Origin of the sequence: Halobacillus sp. B23F22_5 (assembly GCF_043497085.1) — a bacterium.
Lineage (GTDB): Bacteria > Bacillota > Bacilli > Bacillales > Halobacillaceae > Thalassobacillus.
In genome coordinates, this window is record NZ_JBIEKI010000012.1 from 62,615 (window position 1) to 83,242 (window position 20,628).

Here is a 20,628-nt window from a genome sequence, read left to right on the forward strand (position 1 = left end):
TTTAATACATGACCTTCCAGTCTATGTCCCCTTAAGATAACAGGTTTTCACCGGACTATCTTACGGGGGCATCTTACTGGCTCCGTGCATACCTCAAATTCAAGGTTTCTTCGATTAAAACTCCGGATAGTTGAAAAACTAAACTCAAAAACATTTAGCTTGATCGTTTATTTTAAGAATAGCTTAAAGTGAAGAAGGCAACTCGGCGGCACTCTTCGAACTCACTCGTTGCAGCATATATTCAAGCAGGAAAAGATAATCCTTCTGGTGACCTGTGTTTTTAGCAAGCTCGGATAATTGCTCTAAAATATACAAGCAGTCATTTTCATATAGGCTATAGTTATCAAATCCTAAAATAGTCTGGCGTGCAAATTCCCAGAGATCCTCGTGTACTTCCTTATCCATCGTTTTACTCAGCAGGGACACCATCGTTATAAGCTCTGTCATAACGGTCGAGTTCTGATTTGCATACTCACGTATGGAAGCAAACCCCTTATGCAAGTAATAACGAAAATTTTTTTGATTTAAAATCAAACGAAGCTCCTGTTCCTGGTCAAAGAGATAAGGTGAGAAATTCGTTGACTGGCCAATGCTTTTCAACAAATCAGCAATCTGATGAATCGTATTCGTAACCGTAAGCGGGTCATTATGACCTAAAGCCTTGATGGCTACTTCGGCAAGCTTGATCAGTCCATATTCCAAGTCTTGAATTTCTGTTTGTTTAACTCCGATTTCAACGGACTTGAAATAACGGTCAGGATCTATGGTTTGTCCGTACTCCCAATAAGTAAGTATCGGTGCGCCTTCAACTAAGAATTCTCCGATTCTGACATCGAACCTCAAAAGGATGTTATCTCTGTTCGCCTGTTTAATCAGCCTTGAAAAGTCAGCGACTTGAAGATAACCAGATTGGCTGGTTGTTAGAACCTTTCCATCTGAATCAGGCGGGAGGGTATCCGTCTCTACCTCCTTCTCCATGCGGTAAGGCTTTAATTCTTTTTCAAGAGAAGCCTGCACCGATTTTGACTTGGCATTCATATTGAAGCTGATATTATGAACCTGCATCCAGGTGGTTGTATGGTTGATAAAATAAATAAATGTTACGGCAGCCGTAATAGCTGTGAGAATGGATAAAACCGGTGTAGCAACAATAAACTCCTCTTCTTCATGGGTAACGTACAAGAAATTTAAGAGTACATAAATAAAACTACCATTAAAAATACCGAGTACGTGCTGGGTCGCCCTGTCACTGACAAAGTTTACAAGCATTTTGGAAGAAAACTGCCCGCTGAACGTCGTCAGTGCGACGAGCAGGGAGTTGATGGTAAACGCGCTCAAGGTCAGCACCCCACCAACGAGGGCACTCAAAAGCACCTGCAGGGTCTGTCCGCTGAATCCAATTGCAGCAGGCAAATATAAACTGACATCCACTACATAATCAAGATAAAAGGTAAAAACGGATAAACCGACAGCTCCAACGATATACCAAAAAGGCATAAACCAAAGTGTTGATTTTAATTCACTTTTCCGCTGACGTCTCGACATTTTAAAATATTTCTTTATGTAGTAAAAGAACCCCATAAGATCACCATTCTATTCTTAAGATTTGAATACTTCTATTTCCTACCCTGAAAAGAAGTAAACTAACCCGAATTTTAATGTTTCCATCAAAAAATAGGAATATATCGCAAAAACTCATAAGAACCATTTCTTAAGAATACTTGCTTTCTTATATAGTATTCATCCACCCTACCCAAACCATTCACCCTGTATTTTAATAGTTAACCGGTCTTAATGAGGCTGACTCATTCACGGAAAGCGGCCGTTTGCTGACGTCCCCTCCCGATATCCCCAAACCCAAGTTAATTCAGTAGTGTATGAACAAAAGAGCAAGCGCCTTGCTCACCCCCGACAAGCTTAAGACAAGCCTCGGCGTGACGTTCTTTGTCACAGAGAGGATTGACTTAAGACCTCGAGGGGGTAGGCGCTGGAGCTGGATGACACCCACTACAGAAAGTTATCCACAACAAGAAAACTTTATAATTTCCTAGCCAACAAAAAATCGAGCATGAAACCTTTGAGATTTCATACTCGATTTAACTTGTCTATTATGATGTTTCTCCACGTTATCCAGACTGTAGTTTTATCAGGCTCTTAATTCTGCCTGGTGCCTCTCCTTTACTGCGGAAAGGATTTTTTCATGCGCTTTTTCAACTTCCTGATCCTTTAGGGTCCGGTTAGGATCCATATACAAGAGATTGAAGGCTATCGACTTTTTGCCTGGTTCCAAGTGTTCTCCTTGATAAACATCAAAAATGCGTACATCTTTGACTAATGGAGCACCAGCTTCCAATATCGTTTCAGCAATTTCACCTGCAAAAGATTGCTCATCCACCACTAGGGCAATATCCCTGTTAATGGAAGGATACTTAGGGATAGCCTGGAATGCTTCTTCCTTCTCGTAGCTATCGAATAAAACTTCGGCATTCAAATCAAATACATATGTTTCCTTTAAATCCAACTCATTTTGCAACTTAGGGTGTATTTGGCCAATAAAACCGATCACTTGATTATTGAGGAATACTTCCGCTGTACGACCAGGATGCATATCTGGAAGTTTAGCCTGTTGGTAACTCAACGGCAAATCAAGTAATTCAGTCAATCCCTCTACGATTCCTTTAACAACAAAGAAATCGACGGATTTCTTTTCTTGCTGCCAAGGATGTACGTGCCATTCGCCAGTAAGGGCGCCTGATAAACGCAATTGCTCCTTCGGCTGCACAGTCACCTGTTCTTCTGCACTGATGAACACTGTACCAAGTTCATAGTAAGCGAGATCTGTTTGTTTTCTCGCTATGTTATAAGAAAGAGAGTCCAGCAATTCCGGCAATATACTTAAACGGAGATGGCTGTGCTCTTCACTCATTGGCATCGCTAACCTGACGGCTGCCTTTGCTTGCTCTTTCACCTCACGACTGACCAGTTGCCCTGCTCGATTTTCTTTTGTCAACGAGTAAGTAATCGTTTCATCAAGCCCTGCTCCCTGTAGATAATTTTTTACTTTTCGCTTGAGTTGCTGTTGTAACGTGAGACCTCCAGCCTGCGAAGCTCCTCCAGGAAGCGTATAAGGAAGGTTGTCATAACCATAAATCCTTGCCACTTCCTCGAGCATATCTTCAAACAACTCCACGTCCCCACGGCGAGTAGGTACGGTGACGTTGAACAACTCACCGTTTTGTTCATACCCAAATTGAAGCCGGCGAAGAATATCAGCGATTTCTTCATCCGATATGACCGTACCCAGTCTTTCATTGATATGAGAGGTGGTGATTTCCACTTGTTTTGGCTCTCTATTCAAGTCATCGAACTCTTCTACCCCGTTTAACACTTTTCCATCAGCATACTTTTCCAGTAATTCACACGCTTTCTTACCAGCAAGGATGACCCGGTTAGGGTCGATACCTTTTTCATAGCGGGTACTGGCTTCACTCCTTAGACCGTGATCCTTGGAAGATGTACGTACTGCATTTGGGTGGAAGTAAGCTGCTTCTAACAAGATATCAGTCGTATCCTCTTGTACTTCTGAATCAGCCCCACCCATGACTCCAGCAATAGCTGTCGGTTGTTCACCATTGGTAATCACTAAATGTTCAGGCTTCAGTGTACGCTCCTGACCATCCAACGTAGTGATTGTTTCATTTTCCTTCGCTCTCCGTACTACGACCTGGTCAGAGCCGAACCGATCCAAGTCAAAGGCATGAAGCGGCTGCCCATATTCAAGCAACACATAATTCGTAATATCAACTACGTTATTGATTGGGCGTACACCGGCAGCTATTAAGCGGTTCCTAAGCCATAAAGGCGATGGACCGATTTTTACATGCTTTATAATAAAAGCGCCATAATAAGGGTTTAAGTCAGGTGCTTCTACTTTCACAGAGATATAATCTGCAGCTGGCTCTTCCACAGGATTGATGACTTCTTCCTGTGGTGTGAATGGCTGATCTAAAATAGCTGCCACTTCATAAGCGACCCCTAGCATGCTTAGACAATCCGCACGGTTTGGAGTCAGTCCTAGTTCGATAATAATATCATCCAGATTCAACAACTCAACTGCGTTGTCCCCGATTTTCACTTCGTCATGAAATACAAAGATGCCATCTGCAAATTCTTTTGGCACATCCTTCTCATCTACGCCAAGCTCTTGTAAAGAACAGATCATCCCATTAGATTCTACTCCGCGGAGTTTAGCTTTTTTAATTTTGAAGTTCCCTGGAAGAACTGCTCCTGGCTTGGCAACCGCCACTTTTTGGCCGGAAGCGATGTTAGGTGCACCGCAAATAATTTGCAGCGTTTCTTCTCCAACATCTACCTGACATAGATTCAATTTATCTGCATTCGGGTGCTGTTCGCAGGACTGGACATGCCCCACTACTACATCGGTCATTTTTTCAGCTATCGGGGCGACGCTTTCTACTTCAATGCCTGTTTTTGTAATAAGCTCTGCCAACTCTTCAGGCGTATGATCATTTATATCAACATATTGTTTCAACCAATTTAAAGATACTAACATGATAGATCTCTCCCTTACGCTTTATGGTATTGCTTTAAGAATCGAATATCGTTGGTGTAGAAGTGGCGGATATCATCGACGCCGTACTTCAACATGGCAATCCGCTCCGGCCCCATTCCAAAGGCGAAACCGGAATAAACATTCGGGTCGTACCCTGCCATTTCAAGCACATTAGGATGTACCATCCCTGCACCTAAGATTTCGATCCAACCAGTTCCTTTACACACAGAACATCCATCACCACCACAAACCTTACAGGAGATATCCATTTCGACAGATGGTTCAGTAAAAGGGAAAAAGCTGGGACGAAGACGGATATCACGTTCCGAACCGAACATCTGCTTGGCAAACGCGTTAAGTACTCCTTTTAGATCACTCATCTTGATATTTTCATCCACTACCAGACCCTCTACCTGGGTGAATTGATGGGAATGAGTTGCATCATCTGTATCGCGCCGATAAACTTTACCAGGGCAAATCATTCGGACTGGTTCGTGCCCGTCCTTCTGCTTCATCGTACGTGCCTGTACCGGAGAGGTATGGGTACGCAGCAGTAATTCTTCCGTGATATAGAAAGAGTCCTGCATATCACGTGCTGGATGCCCTTTGGGTAAATTAAGCGCCTCAAAGTTATAATAATCCGTTTCTACTTCCGGTCCTTCTTTAATTTCAAAACCCATCCCGATGAATAAATCCTCGATTTCTTCTATGATACTGGTCAACAGATGAGGTCCGCCTACCTGAACTGGACGTCCCGGCAATGTTACATCAATACTTTCCTCTTCCAGTTGCTTTTCCAAAGCTTCTTCTTCTAACTTATCCTGCTTCGTTTGAATAGCCTCGGATATTGTTTCCCTTACTTCATTGGCTAATTGTCCGATTACCGGACGTTCTTCTTTGGATAATTTCCCCATTCCTCGAAGGACTTCTGTAATCGGTCCTTTTTTTCCAAGATATGCGATGCGTACATCCTGTAAAGCTTTCAAATCTTCGGCTTGCTGCACTTTTCCTAAAGCTTCTGATTGTAATTCCTGCAAGCGATCCTTCATCATTTGCTCCTCCTTTTTTACATTAAAAAACCCAGATAAACGCCAAGTCTAAATAGCGAGCCTAAGTTGTTAATTTATACTTTACTCTTTTAACAATGTTAAATTTTCATAAAGTATAAAAAAAAGTCTCCTCCCCTGGTAAAGGGACGAGACTTGTATGGTCATTTCGCGGTACCACCCTTGTTGACACACGTATTGTGTGTCCACTTCATTACGGATAACGGATTTACATCCGGGACATCTTTATGATCAGATGCCAGCTCCAGAGTGAAAGTTCAATAATCACCACGATGGAAGTGCTCGCAATCTCTGGCACTTCTTCCCTGTATCGATCTTATGATCATCTACTGGCTCCTTCAACGCTATTCGCTCTATAACTATTCATATATTATAGAAAATCATTTTCAATCTTGCAAGTCTATATTTTCATCTGATACATTAAAATCCCTGCGGCGATAGCAACATTCAATGACTCTGCCTGACCAACAATGGGAATGTACACCTGGTTATCAGCTAACCCAATCATTTCCTCCTGAATACCAGCCCCTTCATTTCCCACTATAAGGGCTGCTTTTTTAGGGAAGGTTATTTCATGGTATGGTTTGGCGTTTTCCAAAGTGGAAGCAAATACTGTCAGCCCTTGATGCTTCAACAGTGAAATCCAATCATTCAGCTCACCTTGAATGACAGGTAAGTGAAACAAAGAACCTTGCGTCGCACGTATAACTTTTTCATTGAAGGGGTCGACGGAACCTTTCCCAATGATGACGCCGTCAAATCCCGCCGCATCTGCGGTTCTTATTAGCGTACCCAGGTTTCCCGGATCCTGGACAGCATCTATAAGTAAGACATGGTGAAAAGAGCGCGTTTCAAAATCCTTCATTTCCACGACTGCTGCTATTCCTTGTGGCGTTTCCGTTTCTGAAAGTGCTGTGAAAATCTCCTTAGAAACTCGTGTAACCCTTTCTTTTTCTATCCATTCAGGAACATCGGTCTCTTCTTTGACAATCACTTCTTTGGTTTCCCATTCACTTTTGATCGCTTCTTCTACCAAATGGTAACCTTCAACAAGGAAGGATTTCGATTTCTCTCGTTCGCGTTTCTTTTTTAATTTCATCCATTGTTTAACTCGTGTATTCTGTAGGGATGTTAGCATTACTTTACCTCTTTTTCTTAGCTTCTTTGACTATCATACATATTTTAAGGAAGAAAGGTCAAACTAACCAAAGAAAAAGTTGAAAAAAAGGAGTGCTATCCAATGAATTTGAACTTACGTGAAGCTATTTTGTCTAATATTTCAGGAAATAACAGAGAGCAACTGGAAGCAACCATCGTTGATGCCATTCAAAAAGGAGAAGAAAAAATGCTCCCAGGTCTTGGTGTGTTGTTTGAATTAATTTGGCAGGAATCCAGCGAAAGTGAAAAAGATGAGATGCTTGAAGCCTTGGAACAAAGTGTCCAGCAGCAATAATCATTTAAAAAAGCTCCGCCACGAAGGCAGAGCTTTTTTTTAGTTGAAAGTAATTTCTTTGACAGTATCGGCATCAAACTTTTTGATGACTTCTACAATCAATTTGACCGCATTTTCAAAATCATCACGGTGAAGCATAGCTGCATGTGAGTGAATGTAGCGGGTTGCAATTGTAATGGATAAAGCAGGTACACCATTTGCTGTCAAATGGATAGCTCCTGAATCCGTACCACCACCTGCAATAGCATCAAACTGATAAGGGATTTCTTTTTCATCAGCCGTATCTACTACAAAATCACGCAGTCCTTTATGAGACACCATCGAAGCATCGTAAAGAATGATCTGTGGACCTTCTCCCATTTTACTGGATGCATCTTTGTCTGACACTCCCGGAGTATCTCCAGCAATCCCTACATCTACACCAAATGCAATGTCTGGGTTAATGGCATGAGCAGAGGTGCGTGCACCACGTAAACCTACTTCTTCTTGGACGGTTCCTACACCGTAAACGACGTTCGGATGCTTTTCATTTTTCAACTGCTTCAATACTTCAATTGCAATCGCGCAACCAATACGGTTGTCCCATGCCTTAGCAAGCAGCATTTTTTCGTTCTTCATCTGGGTGAATTCAAAATAAGGAACGATCGAGTCCCCAGGACGTACCCCGAATTCCTTTGCTTCTTCTCTGCTGGAAGCACCGATATCAATAAACATATCTTTAATTTCAACTGGCTTCTTACGAGCTTCAGCCGGTAAAATATGAGGCGGTTTGGAACCGATCACACCAGTGACAGTACCTTCGCGAGTCACGATCGTCACACGCTGTGCAAGCATTACCTGGCTCCACCAGCCTCCTACTGTTTGAAAAGAAATAAATCCATTGTCATCAATACGTGTAACCATAAAACCAACTTCATCCAAATGGCCGGCTACCATAACTTTTGGACCGTTTGCTTCGCCTGACTTTTTCGCAATCAGGCTCCCTAAATTATCGGTATATACTTCATCAGCGAAAGGTGTAATATATTTTTTCATTACATCTCTAGCTTCTTTTTCATGACCAGGAATGGACTTTGCGTCGGTCAAGTCCTTCAGCATGGTTAATGTTTCATCTGTTTTTGCCATATGTAATTGCCCCCTCCAAAAATTTTGACTATTTCATTATATCGTTTTTTTCCATAATAAACAAAATATTTAAAAAAACGCTTTCAATACCCTTCATCCTGCCTCTGATGATTTCGTGCATTCTTCTTATGATAGGCAGACTGAATTGCTTGTTCTGAAAAGCCCAAACCTGCTCCAAGACTTAAAAATGTGGAGAACATCTGTTGAAAGTTTTGTTTATCAGGAACAGATTTGAATTTGATTATATTCTCGTAAACCTGATGAAACCCTTCAGTCAAATCATTCACTCTTTCAATTGACTGTTTCTCATAACGAAGTTCTTTTTCTAACCCCAGGGAAAGCATGAAATGAAGTCCATCTACATACTCTTCCAGAATAACACCTTCCGGACTTGCTGGTTTTTGACTCCAGAATTTGAAGCACCTTGTTTCATTGGCCAGCTCCCCGACCTCTACCAGGAGTGCCAGCACTTTGTTTTCAAATAAATCAGCCTCTTCCAGGTTGTTATTTTCTTCAATATAACGATCCAAGTGTAATTGTGTTTGAAATAGTTCGTCCCAATTCATAGTAGATTCATCCTTTTTAATAAATTTCTATCATAAATGTACCATTTCATGAAACGTTTTGGTATTTTCAAACGTAAACAAGTTAATTAATTCCTATTTCAGGAGGAAACCCTTATGATTGTCATTTTATTCCGGCTACTGATATTGCTTGCAATCATTTTCATTTTTTATACTATTTACTCCTATATGTCGAGTCCGGGGAGAAAGCTGGAGTTGGCAAAACAGAGCAAAACATTTTACTTTTATGATGACCCGGACAATACAAAACAAAATTTCCTGATGACCTATAAAGGGGTCTTATTCGAAGGAGAAAAATATTTAGGCACTACTGAAAATGCCTTTGAGGTGGTTAATATCAATGTTTCGGCAAGGCAGCCGAATCAATTGAAAGGGATTGAACGTGAGGACATTTATTTTCTAGAAAAAGAAATCCTGATCCGCTACCCTTACGCTGCTATTGAGTGGAAATATCCACTTAACCGTCTGTTTATTCATCCACCAAAAGAGGAAAGCGAACACCCTTCCTAAAGGTTGAATGTTCGCTTTCCTTGTTTTAGCCATTCGGCTGGAAGAATTCATTCAAGGTGAGACTGTATTGTTTTTTGCGGAACAAATAAGTAATGATGGCAAGCATGAAAAGAAATAAGATCATCAAAGGCAGGGAGATTCTGGACAGCCATTGACCGACAGTGGTATATACAAAGGCCAAGGGTATATTGGATAGGAAGGAAGCCTTTACATAATCTTTGAAATCTACACAAATCTCAATCAGACAAAGGGATAAGAGATGAAAATGTATGAATGGCACTAAACGCAATACAGCCACCTGGCTAACCGTAAGCGAACTTTCCTGTTTCCATACTTTGTTTTTTAGTCGCTGCAATCGTTTCAGTATACTCGGCACGCTTTTTATTATCCGGTAGAACACGGTGCTGGACAACGTGATTCCGACAATGGAATAAATCGTCCCTGCTACTGCTCCGAATAATACCCCTCCCGTAATGCAGATTAGCACCACTGGTAAAAAGAACAACGGACGCAACACGTGAAACATAATGAATAATAACGGGGCGTACCAGCCACTCACCTCCATTACATCCACAAAGCCAAGCGTAAACTGTTCCATGCGTATCCCCCCTATCCTATACTATGACAAGATTAGGGTTGATATAACTTTAGGACAAGGTATCCGACAATTATTGCTTCTAATACCACCAGTAAAGGAAAACCGAATTTAAATGCTGCATGCTTTGTCTTGTGGCGAAAATGCTGCATTCCAAGACTACCACCAAGCGCACCTCCAAGAAGCGCAACACCCCATAACTGTTTTTCCGGAATTCTTTGCTTTTGTCTCCGAGCCCGATGCTTGTCGAAACCCATCATGACAAACGCCAGCACATTAACTGTACATACATAAACTATAATATAAGTAATCAGATTCATGACAGCTACTCTACCCCTTCTCCTTTAAGGACGCCTTTGTTCCCTATATGAAAGAGGCCATTCCCGGCGTCCGGAAATGACCTCTTAATTCAAGCAATATTACTTAAGTGCTGCTTTTGCTTTTTCAGCAAGGCTGGCAAAACCTTTTTCATCAGTAACAGCAAGATCAGCAAGGATCTTACGGTTTACTTCGATACCTGCAAGTTTAAGACCGTGCATCATACGGCTGTAAGAAATATCGTTCATACGAGCTGCAGCGTTGATACGAGCGATCCATAGCTTACGGAAGTCGCGCTTTTTCTGGCGACGGTCACGGTATGCATATTGACCTGACTTCATCACTTGCTGTTTTGCAGTTTTGAATAATGAATGTTTTGAACCATAGTAACCTTTTGCTAATTTAAGGACACGTTTACGACGTTGGCGTGTCACTGTTCCACCTTTTACACGTGGCATGATAAATCCCTCCTATTTTGGATCATATATCTCAGTTGTCTTATTTTTTTGGCAGCATTTGAGCGATACGCTTCAAGTCGCCCTTAGATACAAGTGTAGCCTTACGCAATTTACGCTTTTGTTTAGTAGACTTGTTAGCGAACAAGTGGCTTGTGAACGCATGGGAGCGTTTCACCTTTCCACTACCTGTCTTTTTGAATCGTTTTTGAGAACCTTTATGGGTTTTCATTTTTGGCATGAGTTGTTCCTCCTTCTGCTTAATTCAATGTGTGCTTACTTTTCAGCCAATGGAGCCAGCATCAAGAACATGCTTCGGCCTTCCATCTTCGGCTTCGTTTCAACTTGTGCAACATCTTTGCACTCTTCAGCCATGCGCTCAAGAACTTTTTGACCAAGCTCTTTATGCGTAATGGCGCGTCCACGGAAACGTACAGAAGCTTTCACTTTATCGCCTTTTTCCAGGAATTTGCGAGCATTACGCAACTTCGTGTTAAAGTCATGCTCTTCAATACCAGGGCTCAAGCGAACTTCTTTGACCTTGATGGTCGTTTGCTTTTTACGCGCTTCTTTTTCTTTCTTCTGCTGCTCAAAACGGTATTTACCGTAATCCATGATGCGGCAGACCGGCGGTTTTGCATTAGGAGCAACCAATACCAGATCAAGATTGGCATTTTGAGCAATCTCAAGTGCTTCCTGACGTGATTTGACTCCCAGTTGGTCACCGTTGTTATCAATGAGACGTACTTCACGTGCTCGGATTTTCTCATTAACGTTCATGTTATCTTTGCTAATAACCAGCCACCTCCAAATTATTTTAGGAAATATAGAGATCTGTCATCGACAAGTGCTTTTAAACCAATAAAAAAAGTGTCGGCACATAACGATGCACCCACACGTATCCCATTCGAATTCAAAAGGATTAGTGACCTGCCAACTGCTTTACGCGTCGATCAGGTGAGAAGCGGGTGCTTCTACTTGTCTCAGATCCGTTCTTTTGTTGTTCACCTAAAATATAATAGCACGGGATGGGTAACATGTCAACCATCCACCAGCGTCCATCAGACTGACTATATAAGAATATCGGAAACAACAGTAAAAATCAACTGCTATTGAGAAACTTTCTCCTCAAGAAAAGGTCCTTGTTTTAAACAGAAATAACTTTGATTCCACCTGAGGGAAGCTACAAAACACTCCAACCTGTATGCTGATTGGAGTGTTTTGTATGCTATTTCTTATTTATCCATGGCAATAACTTCGTCAATAATTCCATATTCCTTTGCTTCAGAAGCGCTCATGAAATAATCCCGATCGGTATCTACAGCAACTTTTTCTATCGGCTGCCCCGTTCTTTCTGCAATTATTTCATTAAGGTGGCTTCGGAGCTTCAAGATTCTTTTTGCTGTGATCTCGAGGTCGGTTGCCTGCCCTCGTGCACCTCCTAAAGGCTGGTGGATCATAATTTCACTGTTAGGAAGGGCATATCTTTTCCCTTTTGTACCAGCTAGTAAAAGCATCGCACCGAAAGATGCGGCCATGCCAGTACATATCGTCCGTACATCCGGTTTAATGTATTGCATAGTGTCAAAAATTGCAAAACCGGAGGTAGTAGAACCGCCAGGGCTATTAATATATAAAGAAACATCTTTATCAGGATCATCCGCAGCTAAAAATAACAGCTGGGCTACAATACTATTTGCCATACCGTCGTTGATTTCATCACTAACCATAATAATGCGGTCTTTCAGTAATCGTGAAAATATATCGTAGGAACGTTCCCCCTTGTTTGATTGTTCGATAACGTAAGGGATAGTATTCATAACCATTTCCTCCTTCATCATGTCATTTATGATGCTAATGAGAGGACATTGGAAGGAGACTTATGAAAGGATCTGTAAGGATGAGCGGAATGGATGAAGGTTTTTGAAACTACCCTGATAAGATCCGTAGGATCCTGCAGTGTAATCGATCGGCTCAGAGCAGTGGATAAGATTTCATTAACCTCCTCCGGCCAGCACGATTCCTTATTGTTGTCCGGAAGCCGTTTAACATTTACACGTGCACGATTCAACAGGGATTTGACCCCTGTCTCTGACATATCCAGAACCTCAGCGATTTCTGCTATTTTATATTGAAAAGCTTCTTTAAGAACAAATGAAACAAGCTGCTTAGGGGTAAGCTGCTTTGACAACTCTTCTATTAAATCAAAGCACACTTCGCCATTGCTATTATCGGACTTTTCCGGCAATTCCCCATAAGAAAGAAGCGATTCTTTCTCATGTTTTCGCATACGGTCAATCCATAGATGATACGCAATTTTCTTTAGCAGCGAAGCACTCCAATCCTCTTGATTCTCGTAATGTTTCAGTGCTCTTACTATTGTTTCTTGTGCGATATCTTCCCCATCCCACTTATCCTTTGTCAGAAAGTGACAATATTGATTCAGCTTTGGAACCAGTTCCTCTAGCGGATCAAGTTTCCGCTTATGTTCGAACTTTGTGCTTGGGCCCATGCGCATATAAATCACTCCTTTTATCCTCTCACACTTATAACGGATAAATATCAAAAAAAGATACGGGTAAAACAAAACTTTTCCAACTTACCAATAATATGGCCGTGTGCAGTTTCTTTAAGATTATGTATGATTAGTCCTTATTATATTCCAATAATTATAGAAGAGGTATCATCAATTCAGTTAATGTCAAGTATCCTTCATTAACTCGGGATAACAAAAAAACGAGTATAAAACCTTAGCGGTTTCATACTCGTTTATAAATTCGATTGCTATTGATCCCTTACACCCTTCTACTTTCTAGTTAACAGCTTCTGCTCAATTTCATTCTTTATTTCCGCTTTGAAGGTGTCTAATGGCTTAGTCTCGGAATCTTTCTCTCCATAACGGCGGACATTCACGGAATTGTTTTCGATTTCTTTGTCCCCGATAACAAGCGCAAATGGCACCTTTTGAATCTGTGCTTCACGAATTTTGTAGCCGATTTTTTCATCGCGCTCGTCAACTTCTACTCTTACTCCTGCTTCACGCAGCTCATCTTCCAGTTTCTTAGCGTGATCCAGATGAGCATCGGCAGAGACAGGGATGATTTTTGCCTGTACCGGAGCAAGCCATGTAGGGAAAGCTCCTTTATATTCTTCGATCAAGAATGCGACAAAACGTTCCATGGTAGAAACAACACCACGGTGTATAACGACAGGGCGATGATCTTTTCCATCTTCTCCTACATAAGTAAGATCAAATCGCTCTGGCAGGTGGAAGTCCAGCTGAACAGTGGAAAGTGTCTCATCTTTCCCTAGAGCAGTCTTCACCTGTACATCCAGCTTAGGACCATAGAAGGCCGCTTCTCCTTCAGCTTCCACATATTCTACCCCGAGGTCTTCCATTGTTTCTTTCAACATGGCCTGCGCTTTGTTCCACATCTCATCGTTATCGACATACTTTTCTTTGTCTTCAGGGTCACGATAGGACAAACGGAAATAATAATCGTTGATTCCGAAATCCTCATAGACTGCCTGCACGAGACGTACGACACGGATGAATTCATCTTTCAACTGATCAGGCCGGCTGAAGATGTGAGCATCGTTTAAGGTCATCGCACGGACACGCTGCAAGCCTGCTAATGCACCGGACATTTCGTGGCGATGCATGGTTCCTAATTCTGCAATTCGCACAGGAAGATTACGGTAACTGTGCAATTGATTTTTATAAACCATCATATGGTGAGGACAGTTCATCGGGCGAAGTACAAGGTCTTCGTTATCCATCTCCATAATCGGGAACATATCATCTTTATAATGATCCCAGTGGCCGCTTGTTTTATATAAATCGACACTTCCTAATACTGGAGTATAGACATGGTCGTAACCCAGACGTTCTTCTAAATCAACGATATAACGTTCGATTGTACGGCGGATGGTTGCACCCTTTGGAAGCCAAAGTGGCAGCCCCTGACCGACTTTCTGATTGACAGTAAAGATTTCAAGCTCTTTTCCAAGCTTACGATGATCTCTTTCCTTTGCTTCTTCCAGGAGACGCAAGTATTCATCCAGCTGTCCCTGCTTTTCAAATGCAGTACCATAGATACGTTGAAGCATTTTATTATCACTGTCACCACGCCAGTATGCACCGGAGATACTGAGCAGCTTAAATATCTTGATTTTGCTTGTCTGCGGAACATGGACACCACGACATAAATCGAAAAATTCACCTTGTTTATAAATTGTAATCGGCTGATCTTCTGGAATATCGTCGATTAGTTCAATTTTCAGCTCATCCCCGATTTCCCGGTACATTTCTTTCGCTTTTTTCCGACTGACTTCCAACCGTTCGATTTCAAGATTCTCATTGACGATTCGCTTCATTTCTTTTTCAATCTTAGGAAGGTCCTCTGGTGTTAATGATTCTTCCATATCAATATCATAATAAAATCCGCTTTCAATAACAGGACCAACACCAAGTTTGACATTTCCATACAAACGTTTGAGCGCCTGGGCCATCAGATGTGCTGTAGAGTGGCGAAGAACCTCCAGTCCTTCAGGATTTTTATAGGTTACGATTTCGATAGCTCCATCCTCTTCAATCGGACGGCGTAAGTCATACATTTCCCCATTCAGCTTGATGGCAAGCGCTTGTTTTTTCAGTCCTGGAGAAATATCACCTGCAATATCCTCCCCTGTCGTACCTTTTGAAAATCCTTTGACATTACCGTCCGGGAAAGTGATTTGAATTTGATCAGACATGGCCTTTCACTCCTATCTTTTTTGTGTAAATAAAAAACGCCCATCCCTCTGCTCTATTGGCAAAGGGACAAGCGTTAGCTCGTGGTTCCACCCTAATTCCCGCAAAAATCATGCGGCTCTTTGACATCTTTAACGCAGACCATACGCTTTCTGCTACTGTAGATTCACAGAAAGGGTTCAGAGGTGGTGAACGGAAGCTCGTTTGCAGGAAGCTTTCAGCCGGTGGCTTCCCTCTCTTATGCATCGGCGACTTGCGTCCGTGTCCTCATCGTTACCTTGATGTTATAGGATATGTACGTATTATAGCGATAGTGCAAAGAGAAATCAAGCCCATTTTCAATGAACATGAGACGGGTGATGGAATGGAAACGCATGAACAGGTTTACAAATCACTCGTTCTTGAAAGATATTGATGATGGTTTGAACTTTCGGTTCAGCTGGATCCCCATATACATATAATTTTTTCGGCGCGTATACCAGGGCTGCAGTGATACTATGATCGTCAACTTCTCCTGAAAATATACGTAGTGGTTCTTTTTTTAATAAAGATTTTATTTCCATTTTTGACAGCAGCTTGCCATCTTCTAAATAATAATGAAGTTGGCTGCCTTGCAGTAAATAAAGCTCTTCCACTTTGGATGGTTTATCCTGCATGTAGTGCCGGAGAGATTCCACCCATAGCAGATAATCTTCCTCGCGTTTGAATTCATCGAGTGCCGCACCGATATAGCTAAGTAATAGCGTGCGTACATGCTGGAAGCAAAAAGGCATCATTTCATTAAAATTAACCACACTTTTAAGTTGAATTCTTTTTCGAATGAAAACTTGTATACTATCTTCAAGTGAAGGCAGTCTGACGCCCAGTTTTTTTCGCTGTTCTGTATCGTTCAGCCAATCACAAATTTCCCTTATTCTATGAATTTCTTCATCGTCCTGATAATAGAATTTTTGACGGATCAGCTGATTTTGCCATAATGGGAGGCGATATTTGAAAACTAATGATGAGAGGATATTCACCAGAATATCTTTCTCGCCCTCCCCCCATTCTTCTCCGATGAGAGAGACCTGGTTACCACCCTGGTCATCTCCTTCCCACTGGACCTGGAACTTTGCCCCCTCCTGCATGATGGCATCACAAAAAGTAATCGTCTCTTGCCTCGAGATAAAAAAGAAACGTATCATATTGGCCCCGTTCCCCCTAACAACAATCAATCTATTCTATCTATATGGACAAGGGGATGAAAAAATGCCCATACAGTTTGATAACTGCATGGGCAATTTAAAAATAAAAGCTGTTAACTTCTACGGTTCTCGCCATATAAGGGTATAACTTCACTGACTTGCTTAATCCGTTCAATTATCCTTGATGCCTTAACACTTTCCACATCTCCACGATTAGAAGTGGTAAACACTTCCTGGAGTTCTTTTAAATTATAATTGGAGCTGAAAAAGACTGGCAGACGTTCCATCATTCTGTATTGGAGTATGGAACCGAGTATTTCATCACGGAACCAGGCAGACTGTGATTCCGCACCAATGTCATCAAGCATTAATACTGGCACGGTCTTAAATGCCTGGATTTTCTCGTTCAATGTATCATCTTTTATCGATGATTTCATTTCCCTGACAAATTCAGGCATATAAATGACCATCGAAGGTATGTTCTTTTCACTCAGTCTATTGGCCACTGCACCTAGAAAATATGTCTTTCCTACCCCGAATGGGCCGTGGAAATAAAGACCTTTTTGTGGTAGTTCTTCTTGGATATTTTCCAAGTACCCAATCATTTTTGCTATAGCATCCGACCTATCGTCATCTGACAAATCGATCCGTTCCAAATTTGCCTCTAAAATTTCCTTAGGCATATATAGGCTCTTCACAAGCGACTGCTGTTTTTCCTGATGCTCTTGGCGTAATTTTCGGGGACACTTATCATAGGAAAGGTGCAATTGCTGTCCTTCAACATCAAGGTTCGGTGTATATCCAGGAAGAATATTGATACAACCCTCTAACGAAGGACATTTTTCACATTTTTTAGATTGACTATGATATTCATAAAGTTTCATCAGTTGTTTTTCTAATGATTGCTCATCCAATTCAGGATGATCACGCAATAGTCTGGATACTTCTTGGGAGGACAACAACTCTTGTTTTATCTTGGTAAAATGACCTTTGAAATTTTTATTTTCACGCATCCATTTCTTTAAAGAGGATTGTATCGGTTCCATCTTCCATCACACCCTGTTTATCAATTTCCGTTATTGGTGATCCGCTTAATGCGGGCAGCAATTTCTTCTTTATCAACTTTTTGTGAACCCTTTTTTTCTTCTTTCTGTTTCGTATCATTTTCCCGCTCTTTGAACCAATCCGGAATAATTTCTTTCGATTGTTTTTTAACTCGTCCTTTACTATTTTTACCCCATTGCTGATATTTCTGGTGTTCTGCTTTAGCCATTGTCATTGCCTGGCGCACCGTAGTGACATTCTTTCTTGCCCAATGGCTGGCGATTTTCTCCAAATAAGCTTTGGAGAGCTTCATATCGGTTTTCAATAATACGTAGTGGACGAGTACATTCATTACTCCAGGTGATAATCCCTGTTCTGTCATAACATCACGAATCAATTTCAAATCCTGGGCAGAAGCTTCATTACCGGAAGATAAGTCTTCGAGCAATTCCTTGGGAGACTTTCTTTCCAGCATAGCGATAAACTGATCTTCCTTTGTAGCATTTCCATCTACATTTGGATCTTCAGTGACTTTTTCCTTTTTTTCTATGGTTTTAAGGGAGGTGACTTTGCCTTTTTTTGGCGAAAGGTCATGACAAGCTTCTTTTAATTCCTCCACGATCAATTGATTCTCTTCATTCAAAGCCCAGCCAATAGCTTTTTCAAGTTCCTGTGAGGATAGATCATACAAAGAAGCAAGCTGCATCATAATCCGTTTATGGCGTACAGTCAATATCTTCTCAGCGGGATACATCTTTTCTTTGAGTGACTGGTATATATAGGTAAAGTCAATTCGGTCATTTTCAAGATATGGGCCAGAGGCTGTTTGCAGCTTTACAATATTTGTTTCTTTTTCTGGCATTCTTGCTGTGAAAGCTGGTCCAGATTTCTGGTAGCCATGAAAAATTTCATCGAACGATGCAGTAACATTTTCACATTGTTCCAAAGGATATTTTTCTTTAAGGAAACGATCACGTAAACGACTGTATTTGTCAGCTCCCAATTCGTGGTTCAGCAATAAGGACAACATGTCATCATAAAAAAATTGTTCTGGTGAAAATGGAGGCTGCAATTCATATATATAGCAGGTACGTCCTTCTTCTTCTGTGGAAAACGTCTGCATAAGACCGATGGCTTCCAACTTTCTGCGTGCTTCATAAATATGATCCAGAGGGACTGCCAAATAATTCATCAGTGTATGGTGCGAATGGATTTCAGGCTTCGAGGATAAATCATGTTCACTCAACAGTGTTTGGTAAAGCGTGATTGCTTCCATACCTATGATGGGTTGATATAAATGAGATAAAGACATGCCGAAATCTCTCGGAACCACGCCATTCAACTGCACACTATATCCATCTACAGGCAATATCTTACCAATCGATTGATTCATCTCCCCACCCCCTGTTTTTTTCGTAATTAGAAGAAAAAAGAGCCCGGTTGTAGCTCCGGACATCAATCCTCACGTTTGATTAAATCTTTCAGCTCATCTAAGAAGACATTGATATCTTTGAATTGACGATAAACCGATGCGAACCGGACATAAGCGACATCATCTACCTTAGAAAGTCGCTCCATCACCATTTCTCCAATATCCTCACTCAATACTTCAGCATTACCCTGATTTCTTAATTCTTTTTCTACTTCCAAGGCAATTTTCTCGATTTCTTCTAATGCGACAGGCCTTTTTTCACAAGCTTTTATCAACCCGCGCATCAGTTTTTCACGACTGAATTCTTCCCTTGTCCCTTCTTTTTTGACAACAATCAACGGAACCTCTTCAATCCGTTCAAAGGTAGTAAAACGAAAACCACATTGTTCACATTCCCTGCGCCTGCGAATCGCTCTTCCTTCCTCTATCGGACGTGAATCCAGTACTTTTGTATTCTTGAATTGACAATTTGGGCATCTCAATTACTATCATCTCCACCGCTATACAACAAGCATTTATTCTATTGATTCAATTTATTAGCCATCGAAGATTCAATATAAGTCAAACGTTTCTTCAGCTTTTCATTTAACTGGATAATCAGATTACGGCTAAAGCCGAAGTCTACCGGTCCGCCTGATTCCGTGGTCACAGAAAAGTCCACCGCGGTACGGAACGGTTTTACCATTACGATACTAGCTACAATAAATGCCTTCTTTTTGCCTTTATAATTAACACTTATCTCCCCATGTTCTTCTGACGTCGAAAGGATTGTAAATGCTTCACTATCGAAAATTTCCTTCACAGCTTGCAAGGCTTTATCTTTAGTAGTCTTAAAATAGTGTGTCTGTAATGCTTCATCCTGATGATGTTCTCTTGTCTCTGAATGGCTGGTGAAATATTTCGAAACAAACTTTTTCATGGTAATCTCCTTCTCTATTAACCTTTCCCGACATATACTTATTTCATTTTAACATGTTTTTTGGTCGAGCATAAACGACGACAGCAAAAAATGTCGGATATTATGTCGTAATTTATATCAAAAAAAGCCACAAGACACTAGGTCTGTGGCTTTTCCCATTTTATTACAAGGCTTTGGATTGTTTGACTTCAACTGGACCCATTCCTCTGGGTACTTCAACGCTCTCGTTCGTTTGTGCATCTAGTGCTTCGACAATATAATCGGCTGCTACGTTAGGATCAATACGATCCCCACAGGTATAAACATCAATACTTGCATAGCCATGTTCTGGGAAGCTGTGAATTGTCAAGTGAGATTCTGAAATAATGACTACCCCGCTTACTCCATGAGGTGCAAATTTGTGGAAAGCTACCTCTCTCACTTCAGCTCCAGCCCTTAGTGCAGCATCTACAAATACTTTTTCAATATAGTTAATATCGTTCAATTTATCCATATTGCAGTTCCATAATTCTGCAATAACATGTCTTCCCATTGTATCCATAATATGAATCCCCCTTTTAGCGGTTAAAAATCGACTTCCAAATACTTCGGAAATAACTACCACGGGGGAAAGTTA

General features: G+C 41.2%; 22 protein-coding genes and 2 other annotated features. Of the genes, 2 read left to right on the plus strand and 20 right to left on the minus strand.

The features are described 5' to 3' along the window. Positions 1-183: 183 nt before the first annotated feature. From ACGTN9_RS14975 to ACGTN9_RS14990, 4 genes are all read right to left on the minus strand, one after another. Positions 184-1,545 (minus strand): DUF2254 domain-containing protein, encoded by a 1,362-nt coding sequence (locus tag ACGTN9_RS14975; protein WP_499594099.1) that lies wholly within the window; start codon positions 1,543-1,545, stop codon positions 184-186. 601 nt (positions 1,546-2,146) lie between these two features. Beyond that, on the minus strand, positions 2,147-4,573 hold the full coding sequence (gene pheT / locus ACGTN9_RS14980; protein WP_499594101.1) for a phenylalanine--tRNA ligase subunit beta: 2,427 nt from the start codon (positions 4,571-4,573) through the stop codon (positions 2,147-2,149). Positions 4,574-4,587: 14 nt separating this feature from the next. After that, positions 4,588-5,622 (minus strand): phenylalanine--tRNA ligase subunit alpha, encoded by a 1,035-nt coding sequence (gene pheS / locus ACGTN9_RS14985; RefSeq protein WP_499594103.1) that lies wholly within the window; start codon positions 5,620-5,622, stop codon positions 4,588-4,590. Positions 5,623-5,761: 139 nt separating this feature from the next. Beyond that, positions 5,762-5,991, minus strand: a binding site (T-box leader). 49 nt (positions 5,992-6,040) lie between these two features. Continuing rightward, a complete protein-coding gene (locus tag ACGTN9_RS14990) occupies positions 6,041-6,778 on the minus strand; it encodes a TrmH family RNA methyltransferase (protein WP_499594105.1) in 738 nt (245 codons plus the stop codon). A gap of 102 nt (positions 6,779-6,880) precedes the next feature. Between ACGTN9_RS14990 and sspI the strand changes: the two genes are divergently transcribed. Continuing rightward, entirely contained in the window at positions 6,881-7,093 is a 213-nt protein-coding gene (gene sspI / locus ACGTN9_RS14995; protein ID WP_093044238.1) for a small acid-soluble spore protein SspI, read from the plus strand. Between the two features lie 39 nt (positions 7,094-7,132). Here the strand turns inward: sspI and ACGTN9_RS15000 are convergent, their stop codons facing one another. Both ACGTN9_RS15000 and ACGTN9_RS15005 read right to left on the minus strand, forming a co-directional pair. Continuing rightward, complete coding sequence (locus ACGTN9_RS15000) at positions 7,133-8,218, minus strand: M42 family metallopeptidase (RefSeq protein ID WP_499594108.1); 1,086 nt, start codon at positions 8,216-8,218, stop codon at positions 7,133-7,135. 83 nt (positions 8,219-8,301) lie between these two features. Continuing rightward, entirely contained in the window at positions 8,302-8,784 is a 483-nt protein-coding gene (locus tag ACGTN9_RS15005) for a dUTP diphosphatase (RefSeq protein ID WP_499594110.1), read from the minus strand. A gap of 114 nt (positions 8,785-8,898) precedes the next feature. On the opposite strand from ACGTN9_RS15005, the gene ACGTN9_RS15010 reads away from it, so the two are divergent. Then, positions 8,899-9,312, plus strand: coding sequence for a sigma-w pathway protein ysdB (locus ACGTN9_RS15010; RefSeq protein ID WP_499594112.1), 414 nt, complete (start codon positions 8,899-8,901; stop codon positions 9,310-9,312). Positions 9,313-9,337: 25 nt separating this feature from the next. Here the strand turns inward: ACGTN9_RS15010 and ACGTN9_RS15015 are convergent, their stop codons facing one another. The 14 genes from ACGTN9_RS15015 to speD all read right to left on the minus strand — a co-directional run bounded on the left by ACGTN9_RS15015 (position 9,338) and on the right by speD (position 20,553). After that, on the minus strand, positions 9,338-9,910 hold the full coding sequence (locus tag ACGTN9_RS15015; RefSeq protein WP_499594114.1) for a TVP38/TMEM64 family protein: 573 nt from the start codon (positions 9,908-9,910) through the stop codon (positions 9,338-9,340). Positions 9,911-9,942: 32 nt separating this feature from the next. Next, entirely contained in the window at positions 9,943-10,227 is a 285-nt protein-coding gene (locus tag ACGTN9_RS15020; RefSeq protein WP_499594116.1) for a DUF1294 domain-containing protein, read from the minus strand. A gap of 99 nt (positions 10,228-10,326) precedes the next feature. Beyond that, a complete protein-coding gene (rplT, locus tag ACGTN9_RS15025) occupies positions 10,327-10,683 on the minus strand; it encodes a 50S ribosomal protein L20 (RefSeq protein WP_499594118.1) in 357 nt (118 codons plus the stop codon). A 40-nt stretch (positions 10,684-10,723) separates the two neighbouring features. Beyond that, positions 10,724-10,921, minus strand: coding sequence for a 50S ribosomal protein L35 (rpmI, locus tag ACGTN9_RS15030; protein WP_028783413.1), 198 nt, complete (start codon positions 10,919-10,921; stop codon positions 10,724-10,726). Positions 10,922-10,956: 35 nt separating this feature from the next. Continuing rightward, a complete protein-coding gene (infC, locus tag ACGTN9_RS15035) occupies positions 10,957-11,460 on the minus strand; it encodes a translation initiation factor IF-3 (protein WP_062447192.1) in 504 nt (167 codons plus the stop codon). Between the two features lie 78 nt (positions 11,461-11,538). Then, positions 11,539-11,666: a sequence feature (ribosomal protein L20 leader region), on the minus strand. Positions 11,667-11,915: 249 nt separating this feature from the next. Continuing rightward, positions 11,916-12,518, minus strand: a complete 603-nt coding sequence (clpP, locus tag ACGTN9_RS15040; protein ID WP_499594121.1) for an ATP-dependent Clp endopeptidase proteolytic subunit ClpP — start codon at positions 12,516-12,518, stop codon at positions 11,916-11,918. Positions 12,519-12,526: 8 nt separating this feature from the next. After that, a complete protein-coding gene (locus ACGTN9_RS15045; RefSeq protein WP_499594123.1) occupies positions 12,527-13,198 on the minus strand; it encodes a sigma factor-like helix-turn-helix DNA-binding protein in 672 nt (223 codons plus the stop codon). 287 nt (positions 13,199-13,485) lie between these two features. Beyond that, the gene (gene thrS, locus ACGTN9_RS15050; RefSeq protein ID WP_499594125.1) at positions 13,486-15,435 is read right to left on the minus strand and encodes a threonine--tRNA ligase; all 1,950 of its coding nucleotides are present in this window, start codon (positions 15,433-15,435) and stop codon (positions 13,486-13,488) included. Positions 15,436-15,771: 336 nt separating this feature from the next. Continuing rightward, on the minus strand, positions 15,772-16,617 hold the full coding sequence (gene ytxC, locus ACGTN9_RS15055; protein ID WP_499594127.1) for a sporulation protein YtxC: 846 nt from the start codon (positions 16,615-16,617) through the stop codon (positions 15,772-15,774). A gap of 113 nt (positions 16,618-16,730) precedes the next feature. Further along, a complete protein-coding gene (gene dnaI, locus ACGTN9_RS15060; protein ID WP_499594129.1) occupies positions 16,731-17,663 on the minus strand; it encodes a primosomal protein DnaI in 933 nt (310 codons plus the stop codon). A gap of 20 nt (positions 17,664-17,683) precedes the next feature. Continuing rightward, positions 17,684-19,054: a replication initiation and membrane attachment family protein gene (locus tag ACGTN9_RS15065; protein ID WP_499594131.1), complete on the minus strand. Its 1,371-nt coding sequence runs from the start codon at positions 19,052-19,054 to the stop codon at positions 17,684-17,686. 62 nt (positions 19,055-19,116) lie between these two features. Then, positions 19,117-19,575, minus strand: a complete 459-nt coding sequence (gene nrdR, locus ACGTN9_RS15070; RefSeq protein WP_499594133.1) for a transcriptional regulator NrdR — start codon at positions 19,573-19,575, stop codon at positions 19,117-19,119. Between the two features lie 38 nt (positions 19,576-19,613). Beyond that, entirely contained in the window at positions 19,614-20,012 is a 399-nt protein-coding gene (locus tag ACGTN9_RS15075) for a cytosolic protein (RefSeq protein ID WP_499594135.1), read from the minus strand. A 163-nt stretch (positions 20,013-20,175) separates the two neighbouring features. Beyond that, entirely contained in the window at positions 20,176-20,553 is a 378-nt protein-coding gene (gene speD / locus ACGTN9_RS15080) for an adenosylmethionine decarboxylase (protein ID WP_499594137.1), read from the minus strand. Between the last annotated feature and the right edge of the window lie 75 nt (positions 20,554-20,628).

Coding starts and splice junctions, on each gene's coding strand:
- dnaI (WP_499594129.1), bottom strand. CDS start 17,663: ATGGAACCGATACAATCCTCTTTAAAGAAATGGATGCGTGAAAATAAA.
- infC (WP_062447192.1), bottom strand. CDS start 11,460: ATGAACGTTAATGAGAAAATCCGAGCACGTGAAGTACGTCTCATTGAT.
- ACGTN9_RS14975 (WP_499594099.1), bottom strand. CDS start 1,545: ATGTCGAGACGTCAGCGGAAAAGTGAATTAAAATCAACACTTTGGTTT.
- ACGTN9_RS15015 (WP_499594114.1), bottom strand. CDS start 9,910: ATGGAACAGTTTACGCTTGGCTTTGTGGATGTAATGGAGGTGAGTGGC.
- ACGTN9_RS14990 (WP_499594105.1), bottom strand. CDS start 6,778: ATGCTAACATCCCTACAGAATACACGAGTTAAACAATGGATGAAATTA.
- ACGTN9_RS15010 (WP_499594112.1), top strand. CDS start 8,899: ATGATTGTCATTTTATTCCGGCTACTGATATTGCTTGCAATCATTTTC.
- ACGTN9_RS15075 (WP_499594135.1), bottom strand. CDS start 20,012: ATGAAAAAGTTTGTTTCGAAATATTTCACCAGCCATTCAGAGACAAGA.
- ACGTN9_RS15005 (WP_499594110.1), bottom strand. CDS start 8,784: ATGAATTGGGACGAACTATTTCAAACACAATTACACTTGGATCGTTAT.
- rplT (WP_499594118.1), bottom strand. CDS start 10,683: ATGCCACGTGTAAAAGGTGGAACAGTGACACGCCAACGTCGTAAACGT.
- speD (WP_499594137.1), bottom strand. CDS start 20,553: ATGGATACAATGGGAAGACATGTTATTGCAGAATTATGGAACTGCAAT.
- ACGTN9_RS15065 (WP_499594131.1), bottom strand. CDS start 19,054: ATGAATCAATCGATTGGTAAGATATTGCCTGTAGATGGATATAGTGTG.
- rpmI (WP_028783413.1), bottom strand. CDS start 10,921: ATGCCAAAAATGAAAACCCATAAAGGTTCTCAAAAACGATTCAAAAAG.
- ytxC (WP_499594127.1), bottom strand. CDS start 16,617: ATGATACGTTTCTTTTTTATCTCGAGGCAAGAGACGATTACTTTTTGT.
- ACGTN9_RS15000 (WP_499594108.1), bottom strand. CDS start 8,218: ATGGCAAAAACAGATGAAACATTAACCATGCTGAAGGACTTGACCGAC.
- clpP (WP_499594121.1), bottom strand. CDS start 12,518: ATGAAGGAGGAAATGGTTATGAATACTATCCCTTACGTTATCGAACAA.
- ACGTN9_RS15045 (WP_499594123.1), bottom strand. CDS start 13,198: ATGCGCATGGGCCCAAGCACAAAGTTCGAACATAAGCGGAAACTTGAT.
- thrS (WP_499594125.1), bottom strand. CDS start 15,435: ATGTCTGATCAAATTCAAATCACTTTCCCGGACGGTAATGTCAAAGGA.
- ACGTN9_RS15020 (WP_499594116.1), bottom strand. CDS start 10,227: ATGAATCTGATTACTTATATTATAGTTTATGTATGTACAGTTAATGTG.
- pheT (WP_499594101.1), bottom strand. CDS start 4,573: ATGTTAGTATCTTTAAATTGGTTGAAACAATATGTTGATATAAATGAT.
- sspI (WP_093044238.1), top strand. CDS start 6,881: ATGAATTTGAACTTACGTGAAGCTATTTTGTCTAATATTTCAGGAAAT.
- pheS (WP_499594103.1), bottom strand. CDS start 5,622: ATGAAGGATCGCTTGCAGGAATTACAATCAGAAGCTTTAGGAAAAGTG.